This is a genomic window from Dongia sp. agr-C8 (assembly GCF_054658695.1).
Genome location: NZ_BAAGHZ010000002.1, coordinates 430,807 through 456,862 on the forward strand (window position 1 = coordinate 430,807; position 26,056 = coordinate 456,862).

25 protein-coding genes are annotated in these 26,056 nt (G+C 66.6%); 8 read left to right on the top strand and 17 right to left on the bottom strand.

What is annotated here, in order from left to right:
• Window positions 1-71 precede the first annotated feature (71 nt).
• Window positions 72-1,706 carry a GMC family oxidoreductase gene (locus ACYQ4T_RS09520; protein ID WP_459853023.1) on the top strand — a complete coding sequence of 545 codons (1,635 nt, stop codon included), beginning with the start codon at window positions 72-74 and terminating at the stop codon, window positions 1,704-1,706.
• 16 nt (window positions 1,707-1,722) lie between these two features.
• On the opposite strand, the gene ACYQ4T_RS09525 is transcribed toward ACYQ4T_RS09520, so the two are convergent.
• The 4 genes from ACYQ4T_RS09525 to ACYQ4T_RS09540 all read right to left on the bottom strand — a co-directional run bounded on the left by ACYQ4T_RS09525 (window position 1,723) and on the right by ACYQ4T_RS09540 (window position 6,119).
• Complete coding sequence (locus tag ACYQ4T_RS09525) at window positions 1,723-2,874, bottom strand: tetratricopeptide repeat protein (RefSeq protein ID WP_459853025.1); 1,152 nt, start codon at window positions 2,872-2,874, stop codon at window positions 1,723-1,725.
• A 78-nt stretch (window positions 2,875-2,952) separates the two neighbouring features.
• A complete protein-coding gene (locus ACYQ4T_RS09530; RefSeq protein ID WP_459853028.1) occupies window positions 2,953-3,348 on the bottom strand; it encodes a SirB2 family protein in 396 nt (131 codons plus the stop codon).
• A gap of 257 nt (window positions 3,349-3,605) precedes the next feature.
• Window positions 3,606-4,895 carry an adenylosuccinate synthase gene (locus tag ACYQ4T_RS09535; protein ID WP_459853030.1) on the bottom strand — a complete coding sequence of 430 codons (1,290 nt, stop codon included), beginning with the start codon at window positions 4,893-4,895 and terminating at the stop codon, window positions 3,606-3,608.
• Between the two features lie 117 nt (window positions 4,896-5,012).
• On the bottom strand, window positions 5,013-6,119 hold the full coding sequence (locus ACYQ4T_RS09540; RefSeq protein WP_459853033.1) for an ATP phosphoribosyltransferase regulatory subunit: 1,107 nt from the start codon (window positions 6,117-6,119) through the stop codon (window positions 5,013-5,015).
• Between the two features lie 337 nt (window positions 6,120-6,456).
• On the opposite strand from ACYQ4T_RS09540, the gene pstS reads away from it, so the two are divergent.
• From pstS to pstB, 4 genes are all read left to right on the top strand, one after another.
• Window positions 6,457-7,515: a phosphate ABC transporter substrate-binding protein PstS gene (gene pstS / locus ACYQ4T_RS09545; RefSeq protein ID WP_459853035.1), complete on the top strand. Its 1,059-nt coding sequence runs from the start codon at window positions 6,457-6,459 to the stop codon at window positions 7,513-7,515.
• 103 nt (window positions 7,516-7,618) lie between these two features.
• Entirely contained in the window at window positions 7,619-8,602 is a 984-nt protein-coding gene (gene pstC, locus ACYQ4T_RS09550) for a phosphate ABC transporter permease subunit PstC (RefSeq protein ID WP_459853037.1), read from the top strand.
• A gap of 3 nt (window positions 8,603-8,605) precedes the next feature.
• Window positions 8,606-9,454 (top strand): phosphate ABC transporter permease PstA, encoded by an 849-nt coding sequence (gene pstA, locus ACYQ4T_RS09555; RefSeq protein WP_459853039.1) that lies wholly within the window; start codon window positions 8,606-8,608, stop codon window positions 9,452-9,454.
• The gene (gene pstB, locus ACYQ4T_RS09560) at window positions 9,451-10,248 is read left to right on the top strand and encodes a phosphate ABC transporter ATP-binding protein PstB (protein WP_395020525.1); all 798 of its coding nucleotides are present in this window, start codon (window positions 9,451-9,453) and stop codon (window positions 10,246-10,248) included. The genes pstA and pstB overlap by 4 nt, the downstream gene beginning before the upstream one ends.
• On the opposite strand, the gene ACYQ4T_RS09565 is transcribed toward pstB, so the two are convergent.
• The 3 genes from ACYQ4T_RS09565 to ACYQ4T_RS09575 all read right to left on the bottom strand — a co-directional run bounded on the left by ACYQ4T_RS09565 (window position 10,245) and on the right by ACYQ4T_RS09575 (window position 12,029).
• Window positions 10,245-10,868 carry a LysE family translocator gene (locus ACYQ4T_RS09565; protein ID WP_459853041.1) on the bottom strand — a complete coding sequence of 208 codons (624 nt, stop codon included), beginning with the start codon at window positions 10,866-10,868 and terminating at the stop codon, window positions 10,245-10,247. The two genes, pstB and ACYQ4T_RS09565, sit on opposite strands and share 4 nt — an antisense overlap.
• A gap of 148 nt (window positions 10,869-11,016) precedes the next feature.
• Window positions 11,017-11,805 (bottom strand): PhzF family phenazine biosynthesis protein, encoded by a 789-nt coding sequence (locus tag ACYQ4T_RS09570; RefSeq protein ID WP_459853043.1) that lies wholly within the window; start codon window positions 11,803-11,805, stop codon window positions 11,017-11,019.
• Window positions 11,806-11,807: 2 nt separating this feature from the next.
• Window positions 11,808-12,029, bottom strand: coding sequence for a DUF1127 domain-containing protein (locus ACYQ4T_RS09575; protein WP_459853045.1), 222 nt, complete (start codon window positions 12,027-12,029; stop codon window positions 11,808-11,810).
• Window positions 12,030-12,149: 120 nt separating this feature from the next.
• Between ACYQ4T_RS09575 and ACYQ4T_RS09580 the strand changes: the two genes are divergently transcribed.
• Genes ACYQ4T_RS09580 through ACYQ4T_RS09590 form a run of 3 tightly spaced genes read left to right on the top strand, consistent with a single transcriptional unit; the run spans window position 12,150 to window position 14,710 of the window.
• Complete coding sequence (locus tag ACYQ4T_RS09580; RefSeq protein WP_459853047.1) at window positions 12,150-13,556, top strand: aminotransferase-like domain-containing protein; 1,407 nt, start codon at window positions 12,150-12,152, stop codon at window positions 13,554-13,556.
• 3 nt (window positions 13,557-13,559) lie between these two features.
• Window positions 13,560-14,375 (top strand): AzlC family ABC transporter permease, encoded by an 816-nt coding sequence (locus ACYQ4T_RS09585; RefSeq protein WP_459853049.1) that lies wholly within the window; start codon window positions 13,560-13,562, stop codon window positions 14,373-14,375.
• The gene (locus ACYQ4T_RS09590; protein WP_459853051.1) at window positions 14,372-14,710 is read left to right on the top strand and encodes an AzlD domain-containing protein; all 339 of its coding nucleotides are present in this window, start codon (window positions 14,372-14,374) and stop codon (window positions 14,708-14,710) included. The genes ACYQ4T_RS09585 and ACYQ4T_RS09590 overlap by 4 nt, the downstream gene beginning before the upstream one ends.
• Before the next feature lie 66 nt (window positions 14,711-14,776).
• Here ACYQ4T_RS09590 and ACYQ4T_RS09595 read toward each other — a convergent pair whose 3' ends face one another.
• The 10 genes from ACYQ4T_RS09595 to tolB all read right to left on the bottom strand — a co-directional run bounded on the left by ACYQ4T_RS09595 (window position 14,777) and on the right by tolB (window position 25,921).
• Window positions 14,777-15,847, bottom strand: coding sequence for a WD40/YVTN/BNR-like repeat-containing protein (locus ACYQ4T_RS09595; RefSeq protein WP_459853053.1), 1,071 nt, complete (start codon window positions 15,845-15,847; stop codon window positions 14,777-14,779).
• Window position 15,848: 1 nt separating this feature from the next.
• Window positions 15,849-16,118 (bottom strand): MoaD/ThiS family protein, encoded by a 270-nt coding sequence (locus ACYQ4T_RS09600; protein WP_459853055.1) that lies wholly within the window; start codon window positions 16,116-16,118, stop codon window positions 15,849-15,851.
• Between the two features lie 40 nt (window positions 16,119-16,158).
• The gene (locus ACYQ4T_RS09605) at window positions 16,159-16,596 is read right to left on the bottom strand and encodes a hypothetical protein (protein ID WP_459853057.1); all 438 of its coding nucleotides are present in this window, start codon (window positions 16,594-16,596) and stop codon (window positions 16,159-16,161) included.
• On the bottom strand, window positions 16,593-17,945 hold the full coding sequence (gene glmM, locus ACYQ4T_RS09610; RefSeq protein WP_459853059.1) for a phosphoglucosamine mutase: 1,353 nt from the start codon (window positions 17,943-17,945) through the stop codon (window positions 16,593-16,595). The genes ACYQ4T_RS09605 and glmM overlap by 4 nt, the downstream gene beginning before the upstream one ends.
• A 123-nt stretch (window positions 17,946-18,068) precedes the next feature.
• Entirely contained in the window at window positions 18,069-19,184 is a 1,116-nt protein-coding gene (gene folP, locus ACYQ4T_RS09615; RefSeq protein WP_459853061.1) for a dihydropteroate synthase, read from the bottom strand.
• Window positions 19,181-21,109 (bottom strand): ATP-dependent zinc metalloprotease FtsH, encoded by a 1,929-nt coding sequence (gene ftsH / locus ACYQ4T_RS09620; protein ID WP_459853063.1) that lies wholly within the window; start codon window positions 21,107-21,109, stop codon window positions 19,181-19,183. The genes folP and ftsH overlap by 4 nt, the downstream gene beginning before the upstream one ends.
• 166 nt (window positions 21,110-21,275) lie before the next feature.
• Window positions 21,276-22,574: a tRNA lysidine(34) synthetase TilS gene (gene tilS / locus ACYQ4T_RS09625; protein ID WP_459853065.1), complete on the bottom strand. Its 1,299-nt coding sequence runs from the start codon at window positions 22,572-22,574 to the stop codon at window positions 21,276-21,278.
• 14 nt (window positions 22,575-22,588) lie between these two features.
• Window positions 22,589-23,701, bottom strand: a complete 1,113-nt coding sequence (gene ybgF, locus ACYQ4T_RS09630; protein WP_459853067.1) for a tol-pal system protein YbgF — start codon at window positions 23,699-23,701, stop codon at window positions 22,589-22,591.
• A 245-nt stretch (window positions 23,702-23,946) separates the two neighbouring features.
• On the bottom strand, window positions 23,947-24,447 hold the full coding sequence (pal, locus tag ACYQ4T_RS09635; RefSeq protein ID WP_459853069.1) for a peptidoglycan-associated lipoprotein Pal: 501 nt from the start codon (window positions 24,445-24,447) through the stop codon (window positions 23,947-23,949).
• A 166-nt stretch (window positions 24,448-24,613) separates the two neighbouring features.
• Window positions 24,614-25,921: a Tol-Pal system beta propeller repeat protein TolB gene (gene tolB, locus ACYQ4T_RS09640; RefSeq protein WP_459853071.1), complete on the bottom strand. Its 1,308-nt coding sequence runs from the start codon at window positions 25,919-25,921 to the stop codon at window positions 24,614-24,616.
• Window positions 25,922-26,056: the final 135 nt, after the last annotated feature.

The window sequence follows — 26,056 nt, forward strand, 5'->3', positions numbered from 1 at the left end:
CGGACATCTTGACCGGTGATGGTTAACAGGGGGTAACTACTGGCCCCGTTTTGCCCCGAAACGGCCATGCTATGGTCGATCCCGTGAAGCCCTCGCCGTCCCTCGATTCTCCCTTCGATTTCATCGTCGTCGGCGCCGGCTCGGCGGGATGCACGCTGGCCAACCGGCTGACCGCCTCCGGGCGGCATAGAGTCCTGCTGCTGGAGGCCGGCGGCAAGGACGACTGGATCTGGTTCCATGTGCCGGTCGGCTATCTTTACGCCATGGGCAATCCGCGCGCCGACTGGTGCTTCAAGACCGAGCCGGAGGCAGGGCTCAACGGCCGCGCGCTCAACTATCCCCGCGGCAAGGTGATCGGCGGCTGCTCTGCGATCAACGGCATGATCTACATGCGCGGCCAGGCGGCGGATTACGACCACTGGCGCCAGCTCGGCAATCCCGGCTGGGGCTGGGACGACGTGCTGCCCTATTTCATCAAGAGCGAGCATCGCGAAGGCTCGCCGGCCGATCCGAAACATGGGCGCGGCGGCGAGTGGCGGGTCGAGCGCCAGCGCCTGAGCTGGAAGATCCTCGACGTCTTCCGCGACGCCGCCGGCGAGCAGGGCATTCCGCCGGTCGATGACTTCAACAGCGGCGACAACGAAGGCGTCGGCTATTTCGAGGTGAACCAGCGCAAGGGTGTGCGCTGGTCGGCCGCGCGCGGATTCCTGAAGCCGGCTCTGAAACGCCCCAACCTCACGCTCTGGACTCACGCGCAGGTGCTGCGCCTGCTGGTCGAGGGCGCGCGGGTGTTCGGCGCGGAGATCCGCTACCAGGGACAGGTGCATAAGGTGCGGGCCGGGCGCGAGGTCATCCTCTCGGCCGGCGCGGTCAACTCGCCGCATCTGCTGCAGGTCTCCGGCATCGGCGACCCGGCGTTGTTGCAGCGCCATGGAGTCGAGGTCGTGCATGCCCTGCCCGGCGTCGGCGAGAACCTGCAGGATCACCTGCAGCTGCGGCTGATCTTCGGCGTCACCGGATTGCCGACACTGAACGACACGGCCAACAAGCTGCTGGGCAAGCTCGGCATGGGGCTGCAATACGCCGCCTTCCGCCGCGGGCCGATGACCATGGCGCCCTCGCAGCTCGGCGCCTTCGCGAAATCGTCGCCCGAGCACGCGACCGCCAATGTCGAATATCACGTGCAGCCGCTGAGCCTCGACAAGTTCGGCGAGCCGCTGCATCCCTACCCCGCCTTCACCGCCTCGGTCTGCAATCTCCGCCCACAGAGCCGCGGCCATGTCCGGCTGAAGAGCGCCGATCCCCTGGAGCCGCCGGCGATCCAGCCGCGCTATCTCAGCGCCGAGGCGGACCGGCGCGTCGCGGTCGAGGCGATCAAGCTCACCCGCCGCATCGTGCTGGAGAGCCGCGCCTTCGCCCCCTATCGCCCGAAGGAGCTGATGCCGGGGCCGAGTTACGCGACCGATGACGAGCTGGTGCATGCCGCCGGGCAGATCGGCACCACGATCTTCCACCCGGTCAGCACCTGCAAGATGGGCGACGATCCGATGGCGGTGGTCGATGCGCGGTTGAAGCTGCGCGGGCTGGCGGGATTGCGGGTGGCGGATGCCTCGATCATGCCGACGATCACCTCCGGCAACACCAATTCGCCGACCATCATGATCGCCGAGAAGGCGGCGGCGATGATTTTGGAGGATGCCGGATAGGCGCCTTAACCGATCGTCAGTTGCCAGACTGTGCGGCCATCTCTCGCAAGGTGTTCAGGCCCGGCATCTCGGGATCGATGGCGGCGATCTTCTCGATCATCGCGCCGCCTTCGGTGATATCGCCATTCTTTAATGCGCGCCTGGCCTCCTGGAGCATCGGCAGCGCCAGCAGCCCTCGCTTCGCACGTGCATTCTCCGGATCGATGGCGAGCGCGTCCTGGTAGTAGCGAACCGGCTCGCCATCGCCGTCGATCATCGCGCGGGCCAGATTCCAGTCGCCCATGCCCGCGATATGGTCAGCGACCGTGCGCAGCATCTGCTTCGCCTGCAGATTCTCCGGGTCCAAGGCAAGCACGTCCTCCAGCTTATCTTGTGCGCTGCCGGTATACTGCAGATTTCCGGCATCGATGTCCCGTTGCGCGGACGCAATCAGCAAGGCAGGAAGTTCCTTGCGGGCCCGGACGACCTCGGGATCATCCGGGTCCAGTTCGGCCGCGGCACGGAGCATCTCAAGCTTTTCGGAGTCCCAATGGTTGGCAACCGCCGCGCGCGCTCTCTGAACCAAAAGAGCCGGAATGCGGGCCAGTTCCGCCTTGGCTCCTGCATTGTCCGGATCGTTCTCCAGTGCCTGCTGATAGAGCCAGACGGCTATGCGCGGCCCGCCGTAATAATCCGGGCGAACCCGATAGGTCTCCGCCGCACGCACCAGGGAATCGGCCGTATCGACCAATCCCTGCGTGGCTTCGGCATCTTCCGGATTGAGCACCAGAGCGTGGCGGAAGAAAGCCGTGGCATGTCGTTCGAAGCTTCCCGCGCCTGCGCCCTTTACTCCGCCGTGGATTGGCTGCCAAATCTGGTCGGCGAATTGCTGTGCGGCATCGAGAAGTGCTTGCTCTTCTTTCGTGCGAGCGCCCGGTATGACGATTGAACCCTTGAACGCGACAAGCGCTGCCCTGCCATCATCGAGTGGCACCGACCACTGACTGTGGACCCTGCCGGCCGCCAACGCCGCACGCGCCGCCGCATCCCAGAGCTTGGCCCGTTCAACGCGTTGCTCGACCGTCAGGACTTGAGGCTCAGACTCCTCGGCCACGGCGTGATCGAGACCGCCAACGAACAGGCCCGTGATCGCCAGACAACAGAGGATCGTCAGTGATTTCAATCTCATCAGCGCATTCTAGCGCAAGTTGTCACCTGGGAAAATGCCGCTTCGAGCGTCGGATCGCCGGGAATTGCATATGCCAGCCTAGAGCAGGCTGAAGAGGCCGCGCGGATCGTGCGCCAGGGCGACGGATACGATGAAGGCGAAGACGCCGAGGGCCGCCAGCCAATAGCCGAGGCGCGCGGCCTTGCTGCGTTCCTTGCGGAAGGCGAGGACGCCGAGCGCGATATAGACGGCGAGCAGCGGCACCTTGGCCGTCAGCCATGCGTCGACGAAAGGATACTGGCCGATGGTGAGGGTCAGCAGGATCGCCGCTGCCAGCAGCACGGTGTCGATCGCCTGGCTGAAATACCGGACCGGCCGCGCCATCGCCCAGCGCTGGCCGAGGATGAGCAGGAGCCCGCGGATCGCGAACAGGCTGCCGCTCGCCGCGACGGCGGCGATGTGCACCAGCTTGATCCAGGGATAGAGCTCCGTCACGTCCTCTCGCGGTCGATACCCCGACGACGCCGGGATGATGGTCAGCGGTAGAAGAGATAGACCTGCAGGATCGGCATGATGATCATGAACAGGAATGCGCCGGCGATCAGGAGCCGCTTGCTGCGCGACGAAAGCTGCGGCAGCGGAACGCGGCCGTACCGCTTCAGCGACCAGAGGACGGCGATCAGCAGGACAATCGCCGCTGCCGCAGCATAGAAGAAGAGCGAGTGCGTAGGGTCTTCCAGGATCCCGCGCCTTCAGTCCGCGAAGGGATCGGTCACCAAAATCGTGTCGTCGCGTTCCGGGCTGGTGGAGAGCAAAGCCACCGGCACCTCGATCAGTTCCTCGACGCGGCGGATGTATTTGATCGCCTGGGCCGGGAGCTGGGCCCAGGAGCGGGCGCCCTTGGTGGATTCCTTCCAGCCTTCGATGCTCTCGTAGACCGGCTTCGCCTTGGCCTGGAGCTGGGTCGCCGCCGGCAGATGGTCGAAGGCTTCGCCGTCGATCGTGTAGCCGGTGCAGATTTTCAATTCCTCGAAGCCGTCGAGGATGTCGAGCTTGGTGAGCGCGATGCCGTCGATGCCGGAAACCTTGGCCGACTGGCGCACCAGCGCGGCGTCGAACCAGCCGCAGCGGCGGCGGCGGCCGGTGACGGTGCCGAACTCGCGGCCGCGCTCACCGATGGTCTCGCCGATCTTGTCGAAGAGCTCGCTCGGGAAGGGACCGGAGCCGACGCGGGTCGTGTAGGCCTTGGTGATGCCGAGCACATAGCCGACCGCGCGCGGGCCGATGCCGGCACCCGCGGCGATCTGGCCGGCCACGGTGTTGGATGAGGTCACGTAAGGCGAGGTGCCGTGGTCGATGTCCAGCATTACGCCCTGGGCGCCTTCGAACAGGATCCGGTCGCCGCGGCGGCGGCGGTCGTTCAATTCCTTCCAGACCACGCGGATGAAGGGCGTGATCTTCGGCGCGACTTCCCGGAGCTGGTTGATGAGCTCCCGGCCGTCCACTTCCGGCGCGCCCATGCCCTTCAGAAGCGCGTTGTGGTGGAGCAGAAGCGCCTCGACCTTGGGCGGCAGGCTGTCGAGGTCCTGCAGATCGCAGGCGCGGATTGCGCGGCGGCCGACCTTGTCCTCATAGGCGGGGCCGATGCCGCGGCCGGTGGTGCCGATCTTGGCGGCGCCGCGCGCTTCCTCGCGCAGGATGTCGAGCCTGGCATGCAGCGGCAGGATGAGGGCGGCATTCTCCGCGAGGGCGAGATTGTCCGGTGTCACGGTGACGCCCTGGCCGCGCAGGGTCTCGATCTCCTTCAAGAGCGCCCAGGGATCGACCACGACGCCGTTGCCGATGACCGAGAGCTTGGAGCGCACGATGCCGGAAGGAAGGAGTGACAGCTTGTAGGTCTGGTTGCCGATCACCAGGGTATGGCCGGCATTATGGCCACCCTGGAAGCGCACGACCACGTCGGCGCGCTCCGAGAGCCAGTCCACGATCTTGCCCTTGCCCTCGTCGCCCCATTGGGAGCCGATCACTGCAACGTTTGCCACGTCTCTAAACTCCTACTTGAGCATCCGTCATGCCCGGACTTCATACGGGCATCTTTCTCCGTCTTCTACAGATTGCCGGGTCAAGCCCGGCAATGACGATGTTGGTTGGTTCGACCACTATTCGAGTTCGATGGGCTGGCCATTGCGCCAGAGCCGCGTGCACCCCTGGCGCCGCGCTTCCGCCGCATCATCCTGCACCGCTTCCAGGCCCTGGATCGTCACCCAGCCTTCGCCGCGCAGCTTCTGCGCTTCGGCTGCCGGTGTTCCGCTCGGCAGGAAGACGCGGTTCGGCGCTGCCGGCGCCGGCAATGCCCGCTGCAGGGTGTCGAGATAGAGGGTGAAGCCGGTCGCGGCTTCGCCGGCCTGGTTCACGTAGCGGCCGCCGCGCCCGAAATCGCCGCGCACCGCCGGCGCCAGCAGCGAGAAGGTGACGCCGGTGTGATACTCGAAGCCGCGGTGATCGGTGGGATCAACGGTGAGCGTCAGGTCAGGCCGCGCGGCCCGGATCAACGCCACCACTTCGCGCAGCCGCTCGCGCTGGGTCGCCGCCGACCCTTGCAGCGGCAGCGCCTGCAGCGCTTCGATCGCAGTGTCCGCCGGACCGACCGCATGGATCAGCGCCTCGAGCAAGGGCGTGAGGTCGCCGGCCAATTGGCGGACCGCGGTCATGTCCTTGCGGTCGAGTGCGGCGATCAGGTTTCTCGCATCGCCGATGCCGGCATCCCAAAGGAGCGCCGGCGCAAGCTTCGGCACATTGAGATCGACGACCAGTTGCTTGACGCCGACCGCGTTCAGTGCGTCGGCGCCGAGCAGGATCACCTCGGCATCGGCGGCGGCGGCGGTGGTGCCGATCAGCTCGACGCCGGCCTGGCCGATCTGGCGCTCGGGGCGCATCTGCTCGCCCTTCACCCGCAGCACCTGGCCGGCATAGGAGAGGCGAATCGGCCGCGGCGCGTTGGTGAGCCGGCTGGCGGCGATTCGGCCGACCTGGGGGGTGATGTCGGCCCTGAGGCCCATCATCCGCTGCGAGACCGGGTCCATCAGGCGGAAGGTGTCCGCCGCCATGGCCTCGCCGGGGCCGGAGAGCAGGCTGTCCTCGAACTCGATCAGCGGCGGCTTGACGCGCTCGTAGCCCCAGGCCGCAAAGGCCGCCATCAGCCGTTCGACGATCGCCGCCTCGAAGCCGGCTTCCGGCGGCAGGCCGTCGGAAAGGCCTGCAGGCAAAAGGAATCTTTCGCCGGGTGAGGACATCGGGCGCCCGATCTCTGGGGTCAGGGGTTGGTGTTAACGCCCAATATATGGGCCGGTGGAACTCGGCTGGGTGGTAGCCGATTTCCCGCCCCCCGGCAAGCCGGGCCATCCCCAGTCATCCCCAGGGCGAAGCCCAACCTTCCCCGATTTGACATATTTCCGTTCGATCACTGTCATCAAAGTGCAACCGATCCTGCCTAGCTTCCAGCCCATCGCGTGGGTCGCTTTCTGGCAACGTCGTGGCAAACGGCGGTCGTTGATGGGGACCGGCGCGCAGATTTCTGCGTTCCGTAACGGAGGAGAGGCTCCTATGAAACTGGATTTGACCCGCTTTATCGCCGCGGCTGCTTTGTTCAGCTCCGCTGCGCTCAGCGTCCCGGCGGTCGCCACCGCGGCCGACATCTCGGGCGCCGGCGCGACCTTCCCCTACCCGATCTACGCCAAGTGGGCCGATGCCTACCACAAGGAGACCGGCGTGGGCCTGAACTACCAGTCGATCGGTTCCGGCGGCGGCATCAAGCAGATCAAGGCCGACACCGTGACCTTCGGCGCCAGCGACATGCCGCTGAAGCCGGAAGACCTCGAGAAGGCCGGCCTGACCCAGTTCCCGACCGTGATGGGCGGCGTCGTGCCGGTGGTCAACCTCGAAGGCATCAAGCCGGGCGACCTGGTGCTCGACGGTGCGACCCTGGCCGACATCTTCCAGGGCAAGATCACGACCTGGAACGACCCGAAGATCCAGTCGCACAACCCGTCGCTGAAGCTGCCGGACCAGGCGATTGCCGTCGTGCACCGTTCCGACGGATCGGGCACCACCTTCATCTTCTCGACCTATCTCGCGCAGGTCGGCAGCGACTGGAAGGACAAGGTCGGCGCGAACTCGGCGCTCGAATGGCCGGTCGGCATCGGCGCCAAGGGCAACGAAGGGGTTGCCGGCAACGTCGCGCAGACCGCCGGCTCGATCGGCTACGTCGAGTATGCCTATGCCAAGCAGAACAACATGACCTTCGCCAAGCTGGTCAACAAGGATGGCAAGGCGGTCGCCCCGTCGGCGGCGGCTTTCCAGGCGGCGGCCGGTGCGGCCGACTGGGCCAATGCCAAGGGCTTCTACATGATCCTCACCAACGAGCCCGGCGCTGAGAGCTGGCCGATCTCGGGTGCGACCTTCATCCTGGTCCACAAGGAGCCGAAGGACCCGGCCGCGGTGGCCGAAGCCCTGAAATTCTTCGACTGGGCCTACAAGAACGGCGACGCCATGGCGGACGAACTCGCCTACGTGCCGCTGCCGGACAGCCTGGTCGAGCTCATCAAGAAGAGCTGGGCCGAGAACATCACCTCCGGCGGCAAGCCGGTCTACGCGGGGATGTAAGTCCACCGCCCGTAGGAAGACAAATGCGGGGAGTCGGCCAGCCGGCTCCCCGTTTCGTTCGCTACCCGCTTCACCGCCAACCTGCTATGGATCAAGCCTCGAGATGACCGAGATGTCCCTGAGCGGAACCTTGACTGCGACCGGCGAAACCAGACCCAGAACCAGCCCCGGTCCGATGGGCGACCGCGTGCTCCACGCCCTGACCTTCGGCTCGGCATGCCTGGTGCTGCTGGTTCTCGGCGGCGTGTTCATCTCGCTGATCCACGGCTCGATCCCCGCCTTGCAGACTTTCGGCTTCGAGTTCCTGGTCAGCCAGAGCTGGAACCCCGCAACCGACAAGTTCGGCGCCGCGGCGCCGATCTACGGCACCCTGCTGACCTCGGCGATCGCGCTGCTGATCGCGGTGCCGGTCGGCCTCGGCATCTCGGTCTTCCTGACCGAACTCTGCCCCGCCTGGCTGGCGCGGCCGATCGCGATCGCGATCGAGCTCCTGGCCGGCATTCCCTCGATCATCTATGGCATCTGGGGCCTGTTCGTGCTGGCGCCGTTCCTGCAGAAATACTTTCAGCCGGAAGTCATCGACTTCTTCCATGGCGTGCCGGTTCTGGGCGGCCTGTTCGCCGGCCCGCCCTACGGCATCGGCGTCTTCACCGCGGCGATCATCCTCGCGATCATGATCCTGCCTTTCATCTCCTCGGTGACCCGCGACGTGTTCGAGACCGTCCCCTCGGTCCTGAAGGAAGCCGCCTACGGCCTCGGCTGCACCAAGTGGGAAGTCGTCCGCCGCGTCGTCATCCCGCATACCCGGGCCGGCGTGATCGGCGCCGTGATGCTGGCGCTCGGCCGCGCGCTCGGCGAGACCATGGCGGTCACCTTCGTGATCGGCAACGCGCATAAGATCGCCGCCTCGATGTTCGCGCCCGGCACCACGATCTCGGCCACCATCGCCAACGAGTTCACCGAGGCGACCGGCGACATCTACACCTCGTCGCTGATCGCCCTCGGCCTCATTCTCTTTGTCGTCACCTTCATCGTGCTCGCCGCCGCGCGCTGGATGCTCTACCGCATGGAAAAGCAGGGGAAATAAGCCATGGCGCAATCCGCTCTCCCCGCCCGCCGCCGCGCCCGCAGCAAGCTGATGATGAGCCTCTCGGTCGGCTCCGCCGTGCTGGGCCTCGCCATGCTGTCGATCATCCTCGGCACCCTGCTCTATAACGGCGTCAGCGGCTTGAACCTCGCCGTCTTCACCGAGATGACGCCGGCCCCGGGCGAGCAAGGCGGCTTGTTGAACGCGATCTTCGGCAGCGTGGTGATGACAGTGATCGGCGTCGCCGTCGGCACGCCGATCAGCATCCTGGCCGGCACCTATCTGGCCGAGTATGGCCGCTATGGCCGGCTTGCCCATATCGTCCGCTTCATCAACGACATCCTGCTTTCGGCGCCTTCCATCGTCGTCGGCCTGTTCGTTTATGAAATCCTGGTGACAACCATGGGACACTTCTCCGCCATCGCCGGCGCCGTTGCCCTGGCGATCCTGGTGATCCCGATCGTGGTTCGCACCACCGAGGACATGCTGCGCCTGGTGCCCGACACCCTGCGCGAGGCCGCAGCCTCGGTCGGCACGCCGCGCTGGAAGATGATTCTCTCGATCGCCTACCGGGCGGCGCGGACCGGCATCACCACCGGCGTGCTGCTGGCGGTCGCCCGCATCTCCGGCGAGACCGCGCCGCTGCTGTTCACCAACCTGAGCAATCAGTTCTGGAGCACCAATCTCAACCAGCCGCTGGCCAATCTCCCGGTGGTGATCTTCCAGTTCGCGCTCAGCCCCTATGAGGACTGGCAGCAGCTCGCCTGGACCGGCGCCCTGCTGATCACCCTCTCGGTGCTGACGCTCAGCATTTTTGCCCGCATGCTCACTGCAAAGAAGGCGCAGCGATGAACGCCGAATTTCTCCCCGAGACCGTCCGCAACGCGGCCGGCAAGGAAAAGATCTCGATCCGCAACCTCAACTTCTACTATGACCAGACCAAGGCGCTGAAGAACATCAACCTGCCGCTCTACGACCGGGCGGTGACGGCGTTCATCGGTCCCTCGGGCTGCGGCAAGTCCACCCTGCTCAGGATCATCAACCGGATCTACGAGCTCTATCCGAAGCAGCGCGCCGAGGGCGAGGTGCTGATGGATGGCGAGAACATCCTGACCAGCAAGGAATCTGCGGACAGCCTGCGCTCGCGGGTCGGCATGGTGTTCCAGAAGCCGACGCCGTTCCCGATGTCGATCTACGAGAACATCGCCTTCGGCATCCGGCTCTACGAGAAGCTCTCGAAGGCCGAGATGGACGAGCGGGTCGAATCGGCTCTGCGCCGCGCGGCGCTCTGGGACGAGGTCAAGGACAAGCTCCACACCAGCGGCCAGGGCCTCTCCGGCGGCCAGCAGCAGCGCCTCTGCATCGCCCGCACCGTGGCGGTGAAGCCCGAGGTCATCCTGTTCGACGAGCCCTGCTCGGCGCTCGACCCGATCTCCACCGCGAAGATCGAGGAACTGATCGACGAGCTGAAGGTCGATTACACGATCGCGATCGTGACCCACAACATGCAGCAGGCGGCGCGCTGCACCAACTTCGCCGCCTTCATGTTCCTCGGCGAGCTGATCGAGTTCGACACGACCGAGAAGCTGTTCACTTCCCCGTCGATGCCGAAGACCCAGGAATACATCACCGGGCGGTTCGGCTAACCGAGCAGCAAACGAGCGGCGATCGCGAGAAACACCGCGGCCTGCAGAACATGCAGGCCGCGTTTTGTTTTGGCGCTGGAGCCGGCCAGCGCCGCACCCGCGGCGCCGAGTGCGCCCAGTGAGCCGTGGAAGAGCGTGCCGACCACGGCGAGGGCGATGCCCAGAGCCACAAACTGCACGAAGACCGAGCCGTGGCCGGCGTCGATGAATTGCGGGATGAAGACCAGGAAGAACAGGATCGCCTTCGGGTTGGCGATGTTCGAGGCGAGCCCGCGCACGAAGATCGCCCAGCGCGAGGGTTCAGCGCGGGCCACGGCTGTCGCGAGTTTCTCACGCGCGCGGCGCAGGCAGTTGACCGCGAGGTAGATCAGATAGCCAGCACCCGCCCAGCGGATGGCGTCGAAGGCGGCCGGATAGGCGCTGAGCAAACCGGCGAGGCCGAAGGCACAGATCAGCGTGAAGAGGAGATCGACCACGCCGATGCCCAAGGCTGCCGCGACGCCGCCGCGCCAGCCATAAGCGGCACCGCTCGCCAGCACGAAGGCCATGTTGGGACCTGGCGTGATCATCAGGATCATCACCGCGCCGAGGAAGAGCAGGAAGGTTTCGGGGGCGATCATTGTTGCGGCGGAGTTTGGGGCACCCCCTCCCCCACCCTCCCCCGAAGTCGGGGGAGGGAGCAGGAAGTGGCGCAAACGAAAAGCCCTCTCCCATCTTTGGGGGAGGGTTGGGTGGGGGTGCCGCGAACTCGATGCATCTTTTAGCCGCTCAGACCGTGATCTGGCCCTTCATCACCGCCGTGGCGAAGCCGGCGATCTTGACGCGGTCGCCTTCGACTTTGAGCCAGAGGTCGCCGCCGCGCTTGGAGACTTGGCGGGCATGGAACTCGGTCTTGCCGAGGAGCCGCGACCAGAAGGTGGCGAGCACGCAATGGGTCGAGCCGGTCACCGGATCCTCGGGGATGCCGGCGGTGGGCGCGAAATAGCGGGAGACGAAGTCGATGCCGTTCTCGCCGCGCGCGGTCACCAGCACGGTGCGGTCGACCTGGTTGAGACGCGCGAAATCCGGCACGAGGCGCGCGACATCGGCGGCCTTCTCATAGAGCGCCAGATAGGCGTCGTAGCTTTCAGCGACATGCATCTCGACCGGCTTCACGTCGAAGCAGGCGGCGACCTTGGCCAGCGCTTCGGGTTGCGGGCGGACGTCATGGCGCGGGAAATCCAGTTCGAGCTTGTCGCCGGACTTCGAGACCGAGAGCGGTCCGGACAGGCTGTCGAAGACGATCTTCTCGGGCGCATTGCCGAGGGAGTGCATGACATGCGCACTGGCCAGCGTCGCATGACCGCAGAGCTTCACCTCGGTGGTCGGCGTGAACCAGCGGATGCGGTAGTGGTCGCCTTCGGGTGCGAAGAAGGCGGTCTCCGCCTGGTTGATCTCGGCCGCGATCGACTGGAGCGTGGCGTCGGGCAACCACGACTTCAGCGGCACGACCCCGGCGGGATTGCCCGCGAAGGGCCGGTCGCTGAAGGCGTCGATTTGGTACACGTCGAGCTGCATGGTCACTTCCAGAACGGCTTCGAGACCTCGCCCTCGACATCCGCACTGGTCAGACCGATATCGCGGAGCATGCGGTCATCCAGGCGGGCGAGTGCAAGACGCTGCCGACGGCGTTCGATTCCGACGGCGACGGTCTCCGCGAGGCGAACGAGCATTCCGTTGACGGACAGCCGCTCGCCGGTGGTCGGTCGGAAGCCGCTGCGCTCTGATTTGTATCGATACATTTCGCTCTCCATTTAGGACATTTTCCTGAGGCAATCCCGCGACTTCCGATTCAATGTCGCGATTGACGCCATAATGTCTTGACTCATTATGAAGTCAATCAGTACATTGACACCATGACAATGTGGCGACCTGACATAGAACGGATCCAAGGACCGCGCTATCTGGCGATTGCGGAAGCACTTGCGGTCGATGTACGCGGCGGCGCGCTCAATCCGGGCGACCGTTTGCCGACGCATCGCGATCTCGCATATCGACTGGGTGTGACGGTCGGCACAGTGAGCCGGGCCTATGCCGAGGCCGAACGGCGCGGCTTGATCGGCGGCGAGGTCGGGCGCGGCACCTTCGTGCGTCCCGATGCGCGGCGCCGCAAGCATCAGGCGGTGATAGACATCGAGGCGCCCCTGGGCGTGCCCCAGATCATCGACCTCTCGGTCAACATCCCGACGCCGATGACCAGCGATTCGATTCTCGCCGAGACGCTCTCCGAGATCGTCGCGCGGCCGGGCATCGCGCGGCTGATGGACTATCACCCGCATGCCGGCGTCGCGTCGCATCGCGCGGCGGGCGCGCAATGGCTTACCGAATGCGGCTTCCCGATCGAGCCCGAGCGGCTGATCGTCACCGCCGGCGGCCAGCACGCCATGACCGCTGCGCTCGGCGGATTGACCGAGCCGGGAGACGTGGTCATCACCGAATGCCTGACCTATCCCGGCCTGCGCCGGCTCGCCGACTTCCTGCGCGTCCGCCTGCACGGCGTCGCGATGGACGAGCACGGCATCGATCCGGAGGCGTTCGAGACGGCGTGCCGGACGCTCAACCCGAAAGCCTTCTACTGCGTCACCAACCTGCAGAACCCGACCGCCCTGGTGGTGCCGACCGAGCGGCGCCGCGAGATCGCCGCGATCTGCCAGCGCTACGGCGTGAAGATCGTCGAGGACGACGTTTACGGTTTCCTGCTGGGGGCGGACACGCCGCCGGCGCTTTCCAGCTTCGCACCGGAGCTCGGCCACTACTTCACCGCGCTCTCGAAGTCGATGGCGCCGGGGCTGCGGGTCGGCTATCTCGCCTTGCCCGTCGGCAGCCGCGACGACTTCACCCAGGTGGTGCGTTCGACCACCTGGATGGCGACCCCGTTGACCGCCGAGATCGGCGCCGACTGGATCCGCAACGGCATCGGCCGCGAGCTCGCCGACGGGCATCGCGACGAGGCGATCGCGCGGCAGAAGATGGCGCGGCAGATCCTGGCCGGCCACGACCTCTCGGCCGAGCTTCGGGCCTATCATCTCTGGATGCGCCTGCCCGAGCCCTGGTCGGCGGAGGCCTTCGCCTTAGAGCTTCGGATGCGCGGGGTCGCGGTGACGCCGGCCGGCGCCTTCGCCACCACCCGCACGGCACCGGCGGCGATCCGGCTCTGCCTCTGCGAGCCGCCGGAGCGCAGCCTGCTGGAGCGGGGCCTCAACATCATTGCGCAGACGGCACGCTCGGCACCGGGGGTGAGCATCGGCGCCGACATGGGCGTGGTCTAGCGCATGACCGCGTCCGAGGGGACCGCCACCGAAGTGCTTGAGCGCAGCGATTTGCCCAAGTCCCAATCGCCCCTGGACGAAGCCTGGCACGGGCTGCGGGACACCCTGCCCTTCATGTTCGGCTCGATCCCGTTCGGCCTGCTGTTCGGAACCCTGGCGACCGGCGAGGGACTGAGTCCGCTCGCGACCATGGCGATGTCGCTGTTCGTCTTCTCCGGCTCGGCGCAGTTCATTGCGGTCGTGCTGCTGGGGGCCGGATCGGGGATCTGGGTGGTGTGGTTCGCGACCTTTGTCCTCAATCTCCGGCACCTGCTCTATGCCGCGACCCTGGTGGACCACGTCCGGCATCTCAGCCAGGCCTGGCGCTTTCCGCTCGCCGCCTTCCTCACCGACGAGACCTTCGCGGTGATGGAGCGGCGATACCGGATGCGGGGCGGCGGCGTGAACGCCCATTGGTATTACCTCGCCTCCTGCTTCGGCATGTATGTGAACTGGCAGAGCTGGACCTTTCTCGGCATCACCATCGGACAGAACTATCCGCAGGTGCAGAACTGGGGCCTGGAGTTCGCCATGGTGGTGACCTTCATCGGCATCGTCGTGCCGCTGCTGACCTCGACGCCCTACCTGGCGGCAGCGGTCACCGCCGGGCTGGTCGCGGTCGTCGCCAATCCCCTGCCCTACAAGCTCGGCCTGATGCTAGCCGCCCTGGCCGGGATCGTGGTCGGGGTGGTGCTGGACATCCGCAAGCGCGGGCTCACCCTCACCACCGAGGAAGACGCGGCGCATCTCGCACCCGAAGAAAAGAAGACCTGGGCATGAGCACCGCCCTGATGGTTCCCCTGCTGATCCTGGGCATGGCGGTCATCAACCTGGTCATCCGCTGGCCGGTCTATCTCTTCGCCAACCATTTCCGCTTCCCGCCGATCATCGAGCGGGCACTGGCCTTCGTGCCGGTGGCGGTTCTGACGGCCATCATCGTGCCGACCGTGCTCTATCCGGGAGACGGCACCAAGCTCGACATCAGCTGGAACAACCCGGCTTTGCTCGCCTCCCTGGTCGCCTGCGCGGTGAGCTATTTCGCCAAGAACCTCTTCGCCACGATCGGCGCCGGGGTCGTCGCCTTCCTGCTGTTGCGCTGGCTGTTGCCGGTCTGAGAAAATTTCACAAAATCAGAATCTTGCCGAGCCTATCTGCAGTTCAGGCGGAAGGTGATCTGCATCTTAAAGTGCGAACTTAAGAACGTAGATCGGCGGCAGGTGGTTTGAGACGGTGCGCCAGCTTTCGCCGCTATCCCCACTGGCCCAAAGGTTTCCCGTGGTCGAGCCGAAGGCGAGCGCGCGGCCCTCTTCGTCGACATCGAGGGCGTGGCGGTAGACAAGGTCATAACAGGGTTTGGGCGGCAGGCCGGCGGTGATCCGGCGGAAGGTCCTGCCGCCGTCCTCGGTCTTCAAGACACAGAAGTCGCCGTCTTGCGGGATGCGGAACTCATCCTTCTGGGCGGGCACGAACCAGGCAGTCTCGGCATTCCTCGGATGGGCGGCAACCGCGAAGCCGAAGGTCTCGGAGATCGTGCTCCATTCCGCGGCGCCGCTGGTGCTCCGGAACTGGGCATTGTGGTGCTGGGTCCAGAGGGTCTCCGGGTGGTCACGGCAGCGGACGATGCGGTGGGGATCCTGGGCCGCCGGGTTGTCCTTCTGGTCGGGCGGCATATAGGCGGCCCACATGCCCTTGCAGCCATTGCCCCAGCTCAGCCCCGCGTCGTCGGTCACCCAGGCGCCGCCGCAGGAGATGCCGACCACCATCTTCCGGCTGTCCTTCGGGTGGATCGAGATCGAGTGCAGAGCCGGTGCGTCATTGCCGCCGCCGAACCACTCGGCCTTGCCCGGGATGGCGTCGAAGGCGGTGTTCTGGATCCAGGTGACACCCTTGTCCTTGGACTGGAAGACCCCCGCCGGCATGGTGCCGGCCCAGATCACGCCGGGCATGTCCGGACCCGCGGCCTCGAGCGCCCAGATCATGGCGACGCTAGGCGCATCTTCCTTCCCTTCCGCCTTCGGGAAAGCCGGCGCGGTCACCTCGGTCCAGCTCGCGCCGCCGTCGTCGGAGCGGTGCAGCTTGGCGCCGAAATGGCCGAGATTGAGCGCGGCGTAGAGGCTGCCGTCGCGCGGGTCGTGCAGCACCTGGGAGACCGGCTGGCCGAGAAAGGCCTGCCGCGCAATCTTCCACTCGCCGCCTTTCGGCTCCAGCACGAAGAGTCCCTTGCGGCTGCCGACCAGCATACGCGACGCCATTTCACCCTCCCGACAATGCTTGAAGAACATAGATTTGGGCAGACGGACTCACAGACGACTTCAAATCGCTGCCACCAGAAATGCGCGCGCCATCGACGTAGATGACGACATGCTTGCGCAGGCGTTCCTGGTCGTCGAGCAGGTAGGACTTCACCTTGGGATGCAGGGCGAAGACTTCGTCGAGCGCCGCGCGCAAAGTCGCACCGCCAACCGTCAGCGTGCCGGTCGGCGCTACCTGCCTGAGATGCGACGTGAACTGGACCGACGGCATGACGCGCCCTCCCGGCGAAGGACTCTAATCGGCACTTGATCTAAGGCAAGGCGATTTGACGCGTCGCTTCGATGAGAATCCGGTCGCCGCGGATCACCTGGACCCGGCCGACATAAGGTCCGGGTTGCCAGCCGCGGCGTGGATGCCGCGCGCCGGTGAAGGCGAAGAAGCGGTCGGTCGGGCTTGCGAAGGGGATGTCCCGCGCGGCCATGATCCCGCCGTCGGGACTCTTGAGCTGGAGCAGCAGATGATCGCCGCTCTGGAGCTGCGCGACGTCCACCCAGAAGGCGAGCCCCGGGCTATAGAGCGTCAATGCCGTGCTGTCATAGTCGCCGCGGCGTGCCGCCTCGTGCCAGGGGCGTTCTTCGGCAAAGCCGGCGCGCAGAAGCTGCGGCTCCGGATCGGCGGCGCGGACCGGGCCGGCCAGCAACAGGGCCGCGAGCAGAAGAAACCAGCGCCGGCCCGGGCGCAGGCTCATGCGGCGGCGGCTTCGACCGCCTTCACGATGTCGGCGACGACGCGGGCGACCAGCTCTTCGTCCTCGCCTTCGGCCATGACGCGGATCAGCGGCTCGGTGCCGGACTTCCTGATCAGCAGCCGGCCCTTGCCGGTGAGCTCGGCCTCGCCGGCCTGGATCGCGGCCTTCACCGCGGCCTGCTCCAGCGGCAGGCCGGCGCCGGCGCGGTAGCGCACGTTCTTCAGGAGCTGCGGCAAGGGGGCGAAGACCCGCAGGGTCTCGCTGGCCGGGCGCTCGGCCTGGACCTGAACCGCCAGGACCTGGAGCGCCGCCATCAGCCCGTCCCCGGTGGTGGCGAAATCGGTGAGGATGATATGGCCGGACTGCTCGCCGCCGAGATTGCCGCCGTTCTTGCGCATCTCCTCGACCACGTAGCGATCGCCGACCGGGGTGCGCTTCAGGGCGATGCGCTGGGCGGCGAGGAAGCGTTCGAGGCCGAGGTTGGACATGACGGTGGCCGTGACGCAGTCGGCCTTGAGCCTTCCGGCGACGGCCCAGGACCGGGCGATGACACCCATCAGCTGGTCGCCGTCCACCACCTGGCCGCGCTCATCGACCACGATGACCCGGTCGGCGTCGCCGTCGAGGGCGATGCCGAGATCGGCGCCGCGCTCGCGCACCAGGTTCTTGAGACGATCCGGATGCATGGCGCCGCAGTCGCGGTTGATGTTGGTGCCGTTGGGCTCGACACCGATCGGGATCACCTCGGCGCCCAGCTCCCAGAGCACGGTGGGCGCCACCTTGTAGGCGGCCCCATTGGCGCAATCGATCACCACCTTGAGGCCGGCGAGGCTGAGGCCCTTGGGGAAGCTCGACTTCACGAACTCGATGTAGCGGCCGGGGTCATCCACGCGCTTGGCGCGGCCGAGCTCCGCGGACGGAGCCAGGAGCTTGGCGAGATCGCCCGAGGCAAGGCGCGCCTCGATCGCCGCTTCGATCTCGTCGGAGAGCTTGAACCCGTCCGGACCGAACAGCTTGATGCCGTTGTCCTCATAAGGGTTGTGCGAGGCGGAGATCATGACGCCGAGATCGGCGCGCATGGAGCGGGTCAGCATGCCGACGGCCGGGGTCGGCATCGGCCCGAGCAGGATGACGTCCATTCCCGCCGAAAGAAAACCGGAAGTCATCGCCGTCTCCAGCATGTAGCCGGAGAGCCTGGTGTCCTTGCCGATGATCACCCGGTGTCGGTGGTCGCCGCGGGTGAAATGGGCGCCGGCCGCCAGGGCCAGCCTCAGGGCGGTCTCGGCGGTGATCGGCTCGCTGTTGGCGAGGCCGCGGACACCATCGGTGCCGAAGAGTTTGCGCGTCATGGCTTAGTCCGAGTCGATTGCTGGCGGGGATTATAGCACCGGAGGTGGCGGGAATAGGGCGGATGGAGTCATTGCGGGGCACCCCCTCCCCAACCCTGGGAGGGGGTGCCCCAAACTCGATATCTACCGCCCCATTGCCAGCCAGATGGCCCGGGCCTGGTAGGTCTCGGCGACGTCGTGGACGCGGAGGATCTGGATGCCCTGGTCGAGCCCTGCCAATCCCGCCGCGAGCGAACCTGACAGGCGTTCTTTCGGCGGTTCCTTGCGGGAAAGGCGGCCGACGAAGCTCTTGCGGGAAACGCCGAGCAGGACCGGGCAGCCGAAGACCTGGAAGGCGGCCAGTTCCTGAAGCAGCAGCAGGTTGTGCGGGTCCTTCTTGCCGAAGCCGATGCCGGGGTCGAGGGCGATGCGGGCGGGATCGACGCCGAGGTTGCGCAGATCGGCCAGGCGCTCGGTGAAGTAGTCGAGGAGGTCGAGGGTCGTGTCGGCGTAATGCGGGTCGGCCTGCATGGTCTTGGGCTCGCCCTGCATGTGCATGAGCACGATCGCGGCGCCGGACTTGGCCGCGACCTTGGGACTCAAGGGGTCGCCGGTCAAAGCGGTGATGTCGTTGATGATGCGGGCGCCGGCCGCGACCGCCGCCGCCATCACCCCGGCATGGCGGGTGTCGATCGAGACTGAGAGGCCGCGCTCGGCCAGGGCATGCACCACAGGGACGGTGCGGCGGATCTCTTCTTCGGCGGAGACTTCCTGGGCGCCGGGGCGGGTGGACTCGCCGCCGATATCGATGATGTCGGCGCCCTGCTCCGCGAGACGCAGCCCTTGCGCGATCGCATCCTCGGCAGTCGCAAAATCGCCGCCGTCGGAGAAGCTGTCCGGCGTCACGTTGACGACGCCCATGATCAGTGGCTTGCTGAGATCGAAGCCGGCCCAGGCCGGGCGCGGCGCGACCAGCGCATCCAGGAGGGCGCGATCGCCGCGGTCGAGCTCGCCGAGCCAGAGCGGGGTGCGGAGGCCCGCCTCGCCGGGCTTGCGTTCCGCAGCTTCCGCGAAGCAGAAGGCGATCGGGCCGCCGGCCAAAGGCAAGGCCGCGCCGGCGGCGATCACCCGTTCCGCCGCAGGGCCGCGCAGCAGGCCGCGCGGCAGCAGGTAGCGCCGCGTCGCTCCGTCATCTCCAACGGAAAAGCCCCGCCGTTCGGCGGGGCTCGGGACGATCGGGTCCGTTCTTTCCGTGCTCACGCAGTACCCGGCCGCGGGTCGAGGCCGGTCGGGCGTTGCACCGTGGCGCCGGCGGTCGGCACCGAGGAGCGCGGCTTCGGCTTGTCGGAATCGCTGTTGGCCTGGCGGATCTTCTCGCCGCGGAGCAAGGCCTGGACCTCGTCCCCGGAGAGCGTCTCATATTCCAGCAGCGCCTTGGCGACCACATGGAGGCCGTCGATGTTCTTCGATAACAGCTCGCGGGCCTTCTGCTCGCCTTCCTCGACGATGCGCCGCACTTCCTGGTCGATCAGCTTGGCGGTCTCGTCGGAGACGTTCTTGCGCTGGGTCACCGAATGGCCGAGGAACACCTCTTCCTCGTTCTCGCTGTAGCGCAGCGGCCCGAGCTTCTCGCTCATCCCGAACTCGGTCACCATGCGGCGGGCCATGGCGGTCGCCTGACGGATGTCGTCGGCGGCGCCGGAGTTCAAGTGCGATTCACCATAGATCAGTTGCTCGGCGATGCGGCCGCCGAAGCACATGGCGATCCGGCTCTCCATCCAGCCCTTGGTGTAGCTGTAGCGGTCCTTCTCCGGCAGCGCCATGGTGACGCCAAGCGCACGGCCGCGCGGGATGATCGTCACCTTGTGCAGCGGATCGCATTCCGGAAGCTCGAGGTTGACGATGGCGTGGCCGGTCTCGTGATAGGCGGTCGCCAGCTTCTCCTCGTCGGTCATGACCATGGAGCGACGCTCGGCGCCCATCAGCACCTTGTCCTTGGCCTGCTCGAAATCGGACATGGTGACGACGCGCTTGCCGAAGCGCGCGGCGAGCAGCGCCGCCTCGTTCACCAGGTTGGCGAGATCGGCGCCGGAGAAGCCGGGCGTGCCGCGGGCGATCACCCGCGCATCCACATCCGGGCCCAGCGGGACCTTGCGCATATGGACCTTCAGGATGTGCTCGCGGCCGTTGATGTCCGGGTTCGGCACCACGATCTGGCGGTCGAAGCGGCCCGGGCGCAACAGCGCCGGGTCGAGCACGTCCGGGCGGTTGGTGGCCGCTATAAGGATGACACCTTCATTGGCCTCGAAGCCGTCCATCTCGACCAGCAGCTGGTTCAAGGTCTGCTCGCGCTCGTCGTTGCCGCCGCCGAGGCCAGCGCCGCGATGCCGCCCGACCGCGTCGATTTCGTCGATGAAGATGATGCAGGGCGCGTTCTTCTTGCCCTGTTCGAACATGTCGCGGACGCGGGATGCGCCGACGCCGACGAACATCTCGACGAAGTCCGAGCCGGAGATGGTGAAGAACGGCACGTTGGCTTCGCCGGCGATCGCGCGGGCGAGCAAGGTCTTGCCGGTGCCCGGCGGGCCGACCAGCAGGCAGCCCTTCGGGATCTTGCCGCCCAGGCGCTGGAACTTCTGCGGGTCCTTCAGGAACTCGACAATCTCCTCGAGCTCGCCCTTGGCTTCCTCGATGCCCGCCACGTCATCGAAGGTGACCCGGCCGGCGCGCTCGTTCAAAAGCCGCGCCTTCGACTTGCCGAAGCCCATGGCCTTGCCGCCATTGGCCTGCATCTGGCGCATCACGAAGATCCAGGCGCCGGCGATGATCAGCAGCGGCGCCCAGTTGATCAGGATGGTAAGCAGAGGATTCATCGAATCGTCCTCCGCCTTGGCGGTGATCTTCACGCCCTTGGCGGTCAGCATCTCGACCAGCCGGGGATCCTCGGGCGCGTAGGTGCTGAACGGCGTGCCGTCGCTGAGCTTGCCGCTGATGTTGTGGCCCTGGTTCTGCGAGGTCATGATCGTCACCTCGCTCACCTGGCCCTGGTTCACCTGGGTGAGGAAGGTGGAATAGGGCGTAGGCTCCCGGCCGCTGCGGCTGCTGCCGCTCTGGAAGACCTGGAAGAGGACGATCAGGAGCACCATGATCGCCGCCCAGATGATGAGATTCTTGCCCAAATTCACTTTTCAGTCCTCGTCCAGTCGGTGCGGCCCAGCATGACCATCAGGCTTCTTCTAAACGGCGCCTTTTAAACGCTAACGGGCTCCCGGCGAAGCGAGCATTCCCGCACGCCCAGAAGCCCTCATCTCACGGTCCAGTGCCAAGACCTTACATAGTGTGCGTCCGTAATTAAGCAACTGTAAAGCCACCAGATGCCGCGCCCCGGGCCGGCCGGAACCGGGTCTCGAGGCCGGTTCCAAAGCCGAGATGGGGCACCGCGATCAGCCGGTCCTCGTCCCAGAGGGCCGGCAGCGCCTTGCGCCCCGGCTCTGGAATGCCGGACTCCGCCTGAGGGTGGCCCAGCCGGCCCAGCTCCCGCAGCCCGTGCTCGCCCAGTCGCCCGATCGTGAAGCTGGAACCGGACGACAATTCGGGCGCCGCCATGACAGTGAAACGACCGTCCCAGTGCCCGGAAGCTCCCGGCGCCAGGGGTAGCCGGTCGCGAATGGCACCCCAGTCGCGAAAGATCTGCAACTTCGCGGTCTTGCGGCGCAGATGACAGCCACCGAGCGTGAAATCGGCGCTCCCTTCCGCCCGCAGCCGGTCCAAGGCTTCCAGCCGGCGATTCTCCGCAACCGGATAATCGTTGCCGCCGAGGCTCTGCAGCAGCCCGCCCAGGGCGAGGCTGGATGCCTGGTCCGCGGCCAGATCGTCCAGGTCGAGTTCCGCCCAGCCCGCTTCATGGATGACCAGGCTTGCGGCGAGAAGGGCCGCGGCCTCGGCTTCGCGCCGCCGGCGTTCCAGCCCCAAGCGGTGCAGCGTCGCGGCGTCGCGCACTGCCGTCTCCGGCGTCCCCGAGCCGCGCAGGCGGACCCGTTCGAAGCCGGGATCGTCGTTGCTGGGATCCGAGACCCAGGGCTGACCGCGCGCCTCGAGCAAGGCGACGAGCTCGACCTTGGCGACGCCAAGCAAGGGGCGGAGCAGCCGTACGCCGTCGAGCGCGCGCACGGCGCTCATCCCCGCGAGGCCGAGCGCGCCGCTGCCATGCCCGGCCCGCAGGCGGTAGGTCTCGTGCTGATCGTCGCGATGATGCGCGACGGCGAGATGCAGGATGGACCGATCACAGCAGAAGTCGGTCATGAGGCGATAGCGGGCTTCACGCGCGGCGGCCTGGATGCCGCTCGCGGGCTTCGGCGCGGTCCAGGGGAGGATGTGGTGCGTGACGAAGGGCAGCTTCGCCAGCCAGCGCCCGACCGCTGCCGCCTCGGCCGCGGATTCCGGCCGCAGCCGGTGATCGACCGTCAGCGCCGCGACGCGGCCGCCGCGGCTCGAAGCCCATTCGGCGAGCAGCAGGGTGAGCGCCATGCTGTCGGGGCCGCCGGAGACGCCGACCGCAAGCTGCGGCGCGCGCTCGAACGGACCGAGGCGCGCCATCAACCCGGCAAAACGCTCCGGCGGGAATGCGGGCTTGGCCGAAGCCGCCAGCACGCCCGGCCGCCGGATCAGCCGGCGCAGCCGTAGCGCTGCTGGGCCCGCGAGGCGCGGTCCTTGATTGCCGCCGAGGCGTTCGGGAATTGCGCGTTCAGCTGCTTGAAGGCAGTGCAGGCGTCGTTCTTGCGGCCGGTCTGGCCGAGCGACATGCCGAGCTTCAGCAGGTTGTCGGGTGCCTTCGCGCTCTTCGGGTACTTCTGGTAGCCCTCGGCAAAAGCGATCGCCGCGCTCTTGTAATCGCTCTGGGCGTAGTAGGTCTCGCCCAGCCAGTATTGTGCGTTGCCGGCCAGCGGATCCTTCGGATGCTGGGCGACGAAGGCCTTGAAGGCGAGGCCGGCTTCCGGATAGGCGCCACGCTGCAGCAGGCCGGTCGCATATTCATATTGCTCCTGCGGCGAGTTGCCGGGGAGCTGGATGGTGCTCGGGTCCTGGTCGACGACGGCGGCGGCCTGGCTTTGCGCGGCGGCGGCCGCAGCCGCCTCGGCGGCGCCGGCCGGCGCCTGCGGCAGCGGCGTGTCCGCGGCGATGGTGCCGAGCGTACCCGGCGCGGTCGGCTCGGTGGGCTGGGTCGTGCCTTCCGGCCCGGGCAATCCGCCAGTGGCACCGGCGTTCATCTGATCCGCGGTCGCGGGCAGCGGCGCCGGGGTCGTGGCGGCGGGCGTGCCGGCCGGAGCCGCGGGCGCAGCGGCAGCGGTGCCGGCGGCCATGGCGCCGGTCGCGCCGGCACCGCCCTGCTCCAGCTCGCCGAGGCGGAACTGGGTGTCCTTCTGCATCTGCTCGAAACGCGTGGCGAGATCATCGATCTTGATGCCGAGCTGCTCGATCTGGCCCTGGAGCTGGCTCATCTGGCCGGTGAGCTGCTGCATGCGCACTTCCTGCTGCGCGGCGATGGTGCCGCCGCCCGACGCACCGCCGGCGCCGGCGCCGGGGATCTGGTTCTGCAGGTAGTTCATCTGCTGCTTCAGCTGCTGCACTTCCGCCCGGAGGTCATCGACCTCGTCGGCGTGGAGCGGCAAGGCCTGCGCGACGGCCAGGAAGCCGGCCAGGGCGACGCCCGCCAGCAACCGCGCGGCGAAGCTCAGATCGAACCGGGGGCCTGTGGAAGCATTCTCAAGTCTGGTCATGGATCGCTGCCTCAAACTGCGGGACGCCGCCAGGTCGGCGCGTCGCCTGTCAGGAAACCCTGCGAAGAATAGTTGGGTCGCTTCTGGGCGGAAATATGGCACCGCCTCCACACATTTCGGGGAGAACCCGACCGAGCTTCGGCCGGTTCCAGCCCCGCCAACGCCCGGCCCAGATGTGACAAGCGCCGCCGCCGCCCTTCGGGGCGACGGCAGCGCGTCATTTCCGCAGACCGGACGTCAGGCGATTACTGGTTGATCGCCGAGACGCCGCGACGGTTCTGCGAATAGCAGGCCTCGTTGGAATCGGTGCAGATCGGACGCTCCTTGCCGTAGGAGATCGTGCTGATCCGCGACTTGTCGATGCCCAGAGCCGTCAGGTAGTTCGCGATCGAGTTCGCACGACGCTCGCCGAGCGCCAGGTTGTACTCGCGCGTGCCGCGCTCGTCGCAGTGACCCTCGATGGTCAGGGTGTGCTGCGGATACTGCTGCAGCCAGGCCGCTTCCTTTTGCAGCTGGGACTGGGCTTCGGCGGTCAGGTCGTAGCGGTCGAAGCCGAAATAGACCGTGTTGCCGACATTCTGGTTGAAGTCTTCAACGCTGCCCGGGGTCACCGCTCCGCTGGAAGCCGCGCCGGTCTGGGTGGTGCTGCCCGCACCCTGGGTCGAAGCCGTTTCGACCGGCTCGTCCGAAGAGCAGGCCGCCAAGAGCAGCCCCGCAGCCAGGACCGACAAGATCTGGAGACGCATTTTCTTATCCTCTCATCCTCTTTTTGATTCCACAGGCCGCATCACGGATAAACCCCCTACCCCCGCCGGGTTCCGGGCCATCCCCCGCCTGATTCGCCGATTCTACAGGTGATTGTACTCGATTTCGGGCCGTAAAACCCTCTGAATCGGCGCGGAACATAGTGGATTATTGATTGTCAAGCAAGGGAGACCAAGCCGGATCGGAGCCGTCCACCGGGGTCTTCAAGATGCGCTCGTTGTAGCCGGTCAAGTCGATGCTGTGGAGCTTGGTAACCCCGCGCTGGTCCTGGGAAAAGAAAGCCAGGACACGACCGTTCGGCGCCCAGGTCGGGCCTTCCACCAGCCAGGCGGTGTTGAGGATGCGCTCCCCTGAGCCATCTGGTCGCATCACGCCGATCTGGAACTGGCCGCCGGCCATCTTGGTGAAGGCAATGAGGTCGCCGCGCGGCGACCACACCGGGGTGGCATAGCGGCCGTTGCCCTTGCTGATGCGCTGGACGTTGCCGCCGTCGGCGCCCATCACGTAGAGCTGCTGCTCGCCGCCGCGGTCGGAGTTGAACACGACCTTCGAGCCGTCCGGCGAGTAGCACGGCGAGGTATCGATCGCCGGATTGTCCGTCAACCGTTGCGAGCGGCGGGTGCGGATGTCCATGACGAAGATGTCGGTGTTGCCGCCCTGGGCCATGCTCATGATCACCTTGGAGCCGTCGGGCGAGAACCTGGGCGCGAAGGTCATGCCCGGGAAATCACCCAGGACTTCCTGCTGGCCGCTGTCGATGTTGAAGAGATAAACCCGCGGCTTGTTGTTGAAATAGGACATGTAGGTGATGTCCTGGGCCGCCGGCGAGAAGCGCGGCGTCAGCACCAGCACCGCGCCGTCGGTCAGATACTTATGATTCTCGCCGTCCTGGTCCATGATGGCGAGGCGCTTCACGCGCTTGTCCTTCGGCCCGGTCTCCGAGATGTAGACGATACGGGTGTCGAAGTAGCCGTCCTCGCCGGTGATGCGCTTGTAGATCTCGTCGGCGATCTTGTGCGCGACGCGGCGCCAGTTGTTGGCGGCGGCGGTGTACTGGAAGCCGGCGATCTGCTGGCCGCCGAACACGTCCCAGAGCCGGAACTGCACGTTGACCTGGCCGTTGCCGCGCGACTGCGCGAGGCCGCTGACCAGCGCCTGGGCGTTGATCAGCTTCCAGTCCTGGAAGCGCGGCCCGCTCTGCAGCGAGGCGCCGTCCTGGATGAAGGCCTTGGGGTCGATCGGCGCGAACAGGCCGGAGCGCTCGAGATCGTCGGAGACGACGCGTGCCACGTCGGCGCCGATCTGCGCATCGGGCCCGGCGCCGGCGAAACTCGGGATCGCGATCGGCATCGGCTTCACCTGGCCGCCGGTGATGTCGATCGTCAGTTCGGCCTTGGCGCCGAACGACACCGCAACGACGAAGATCGCGGCGAACAATCCAGTCAAACGCTTCATGAGCTTCAACCTTCTCTCCAGAACACCGCGGCTCGAGTCGACGGCCTGCGGCTTAATTGGGCGAATTCCCTAGCATTAATCGTTGATTCCTGCCACCGGCCGACACGCAATGGCACCTCACATCGCAAGGTGAGC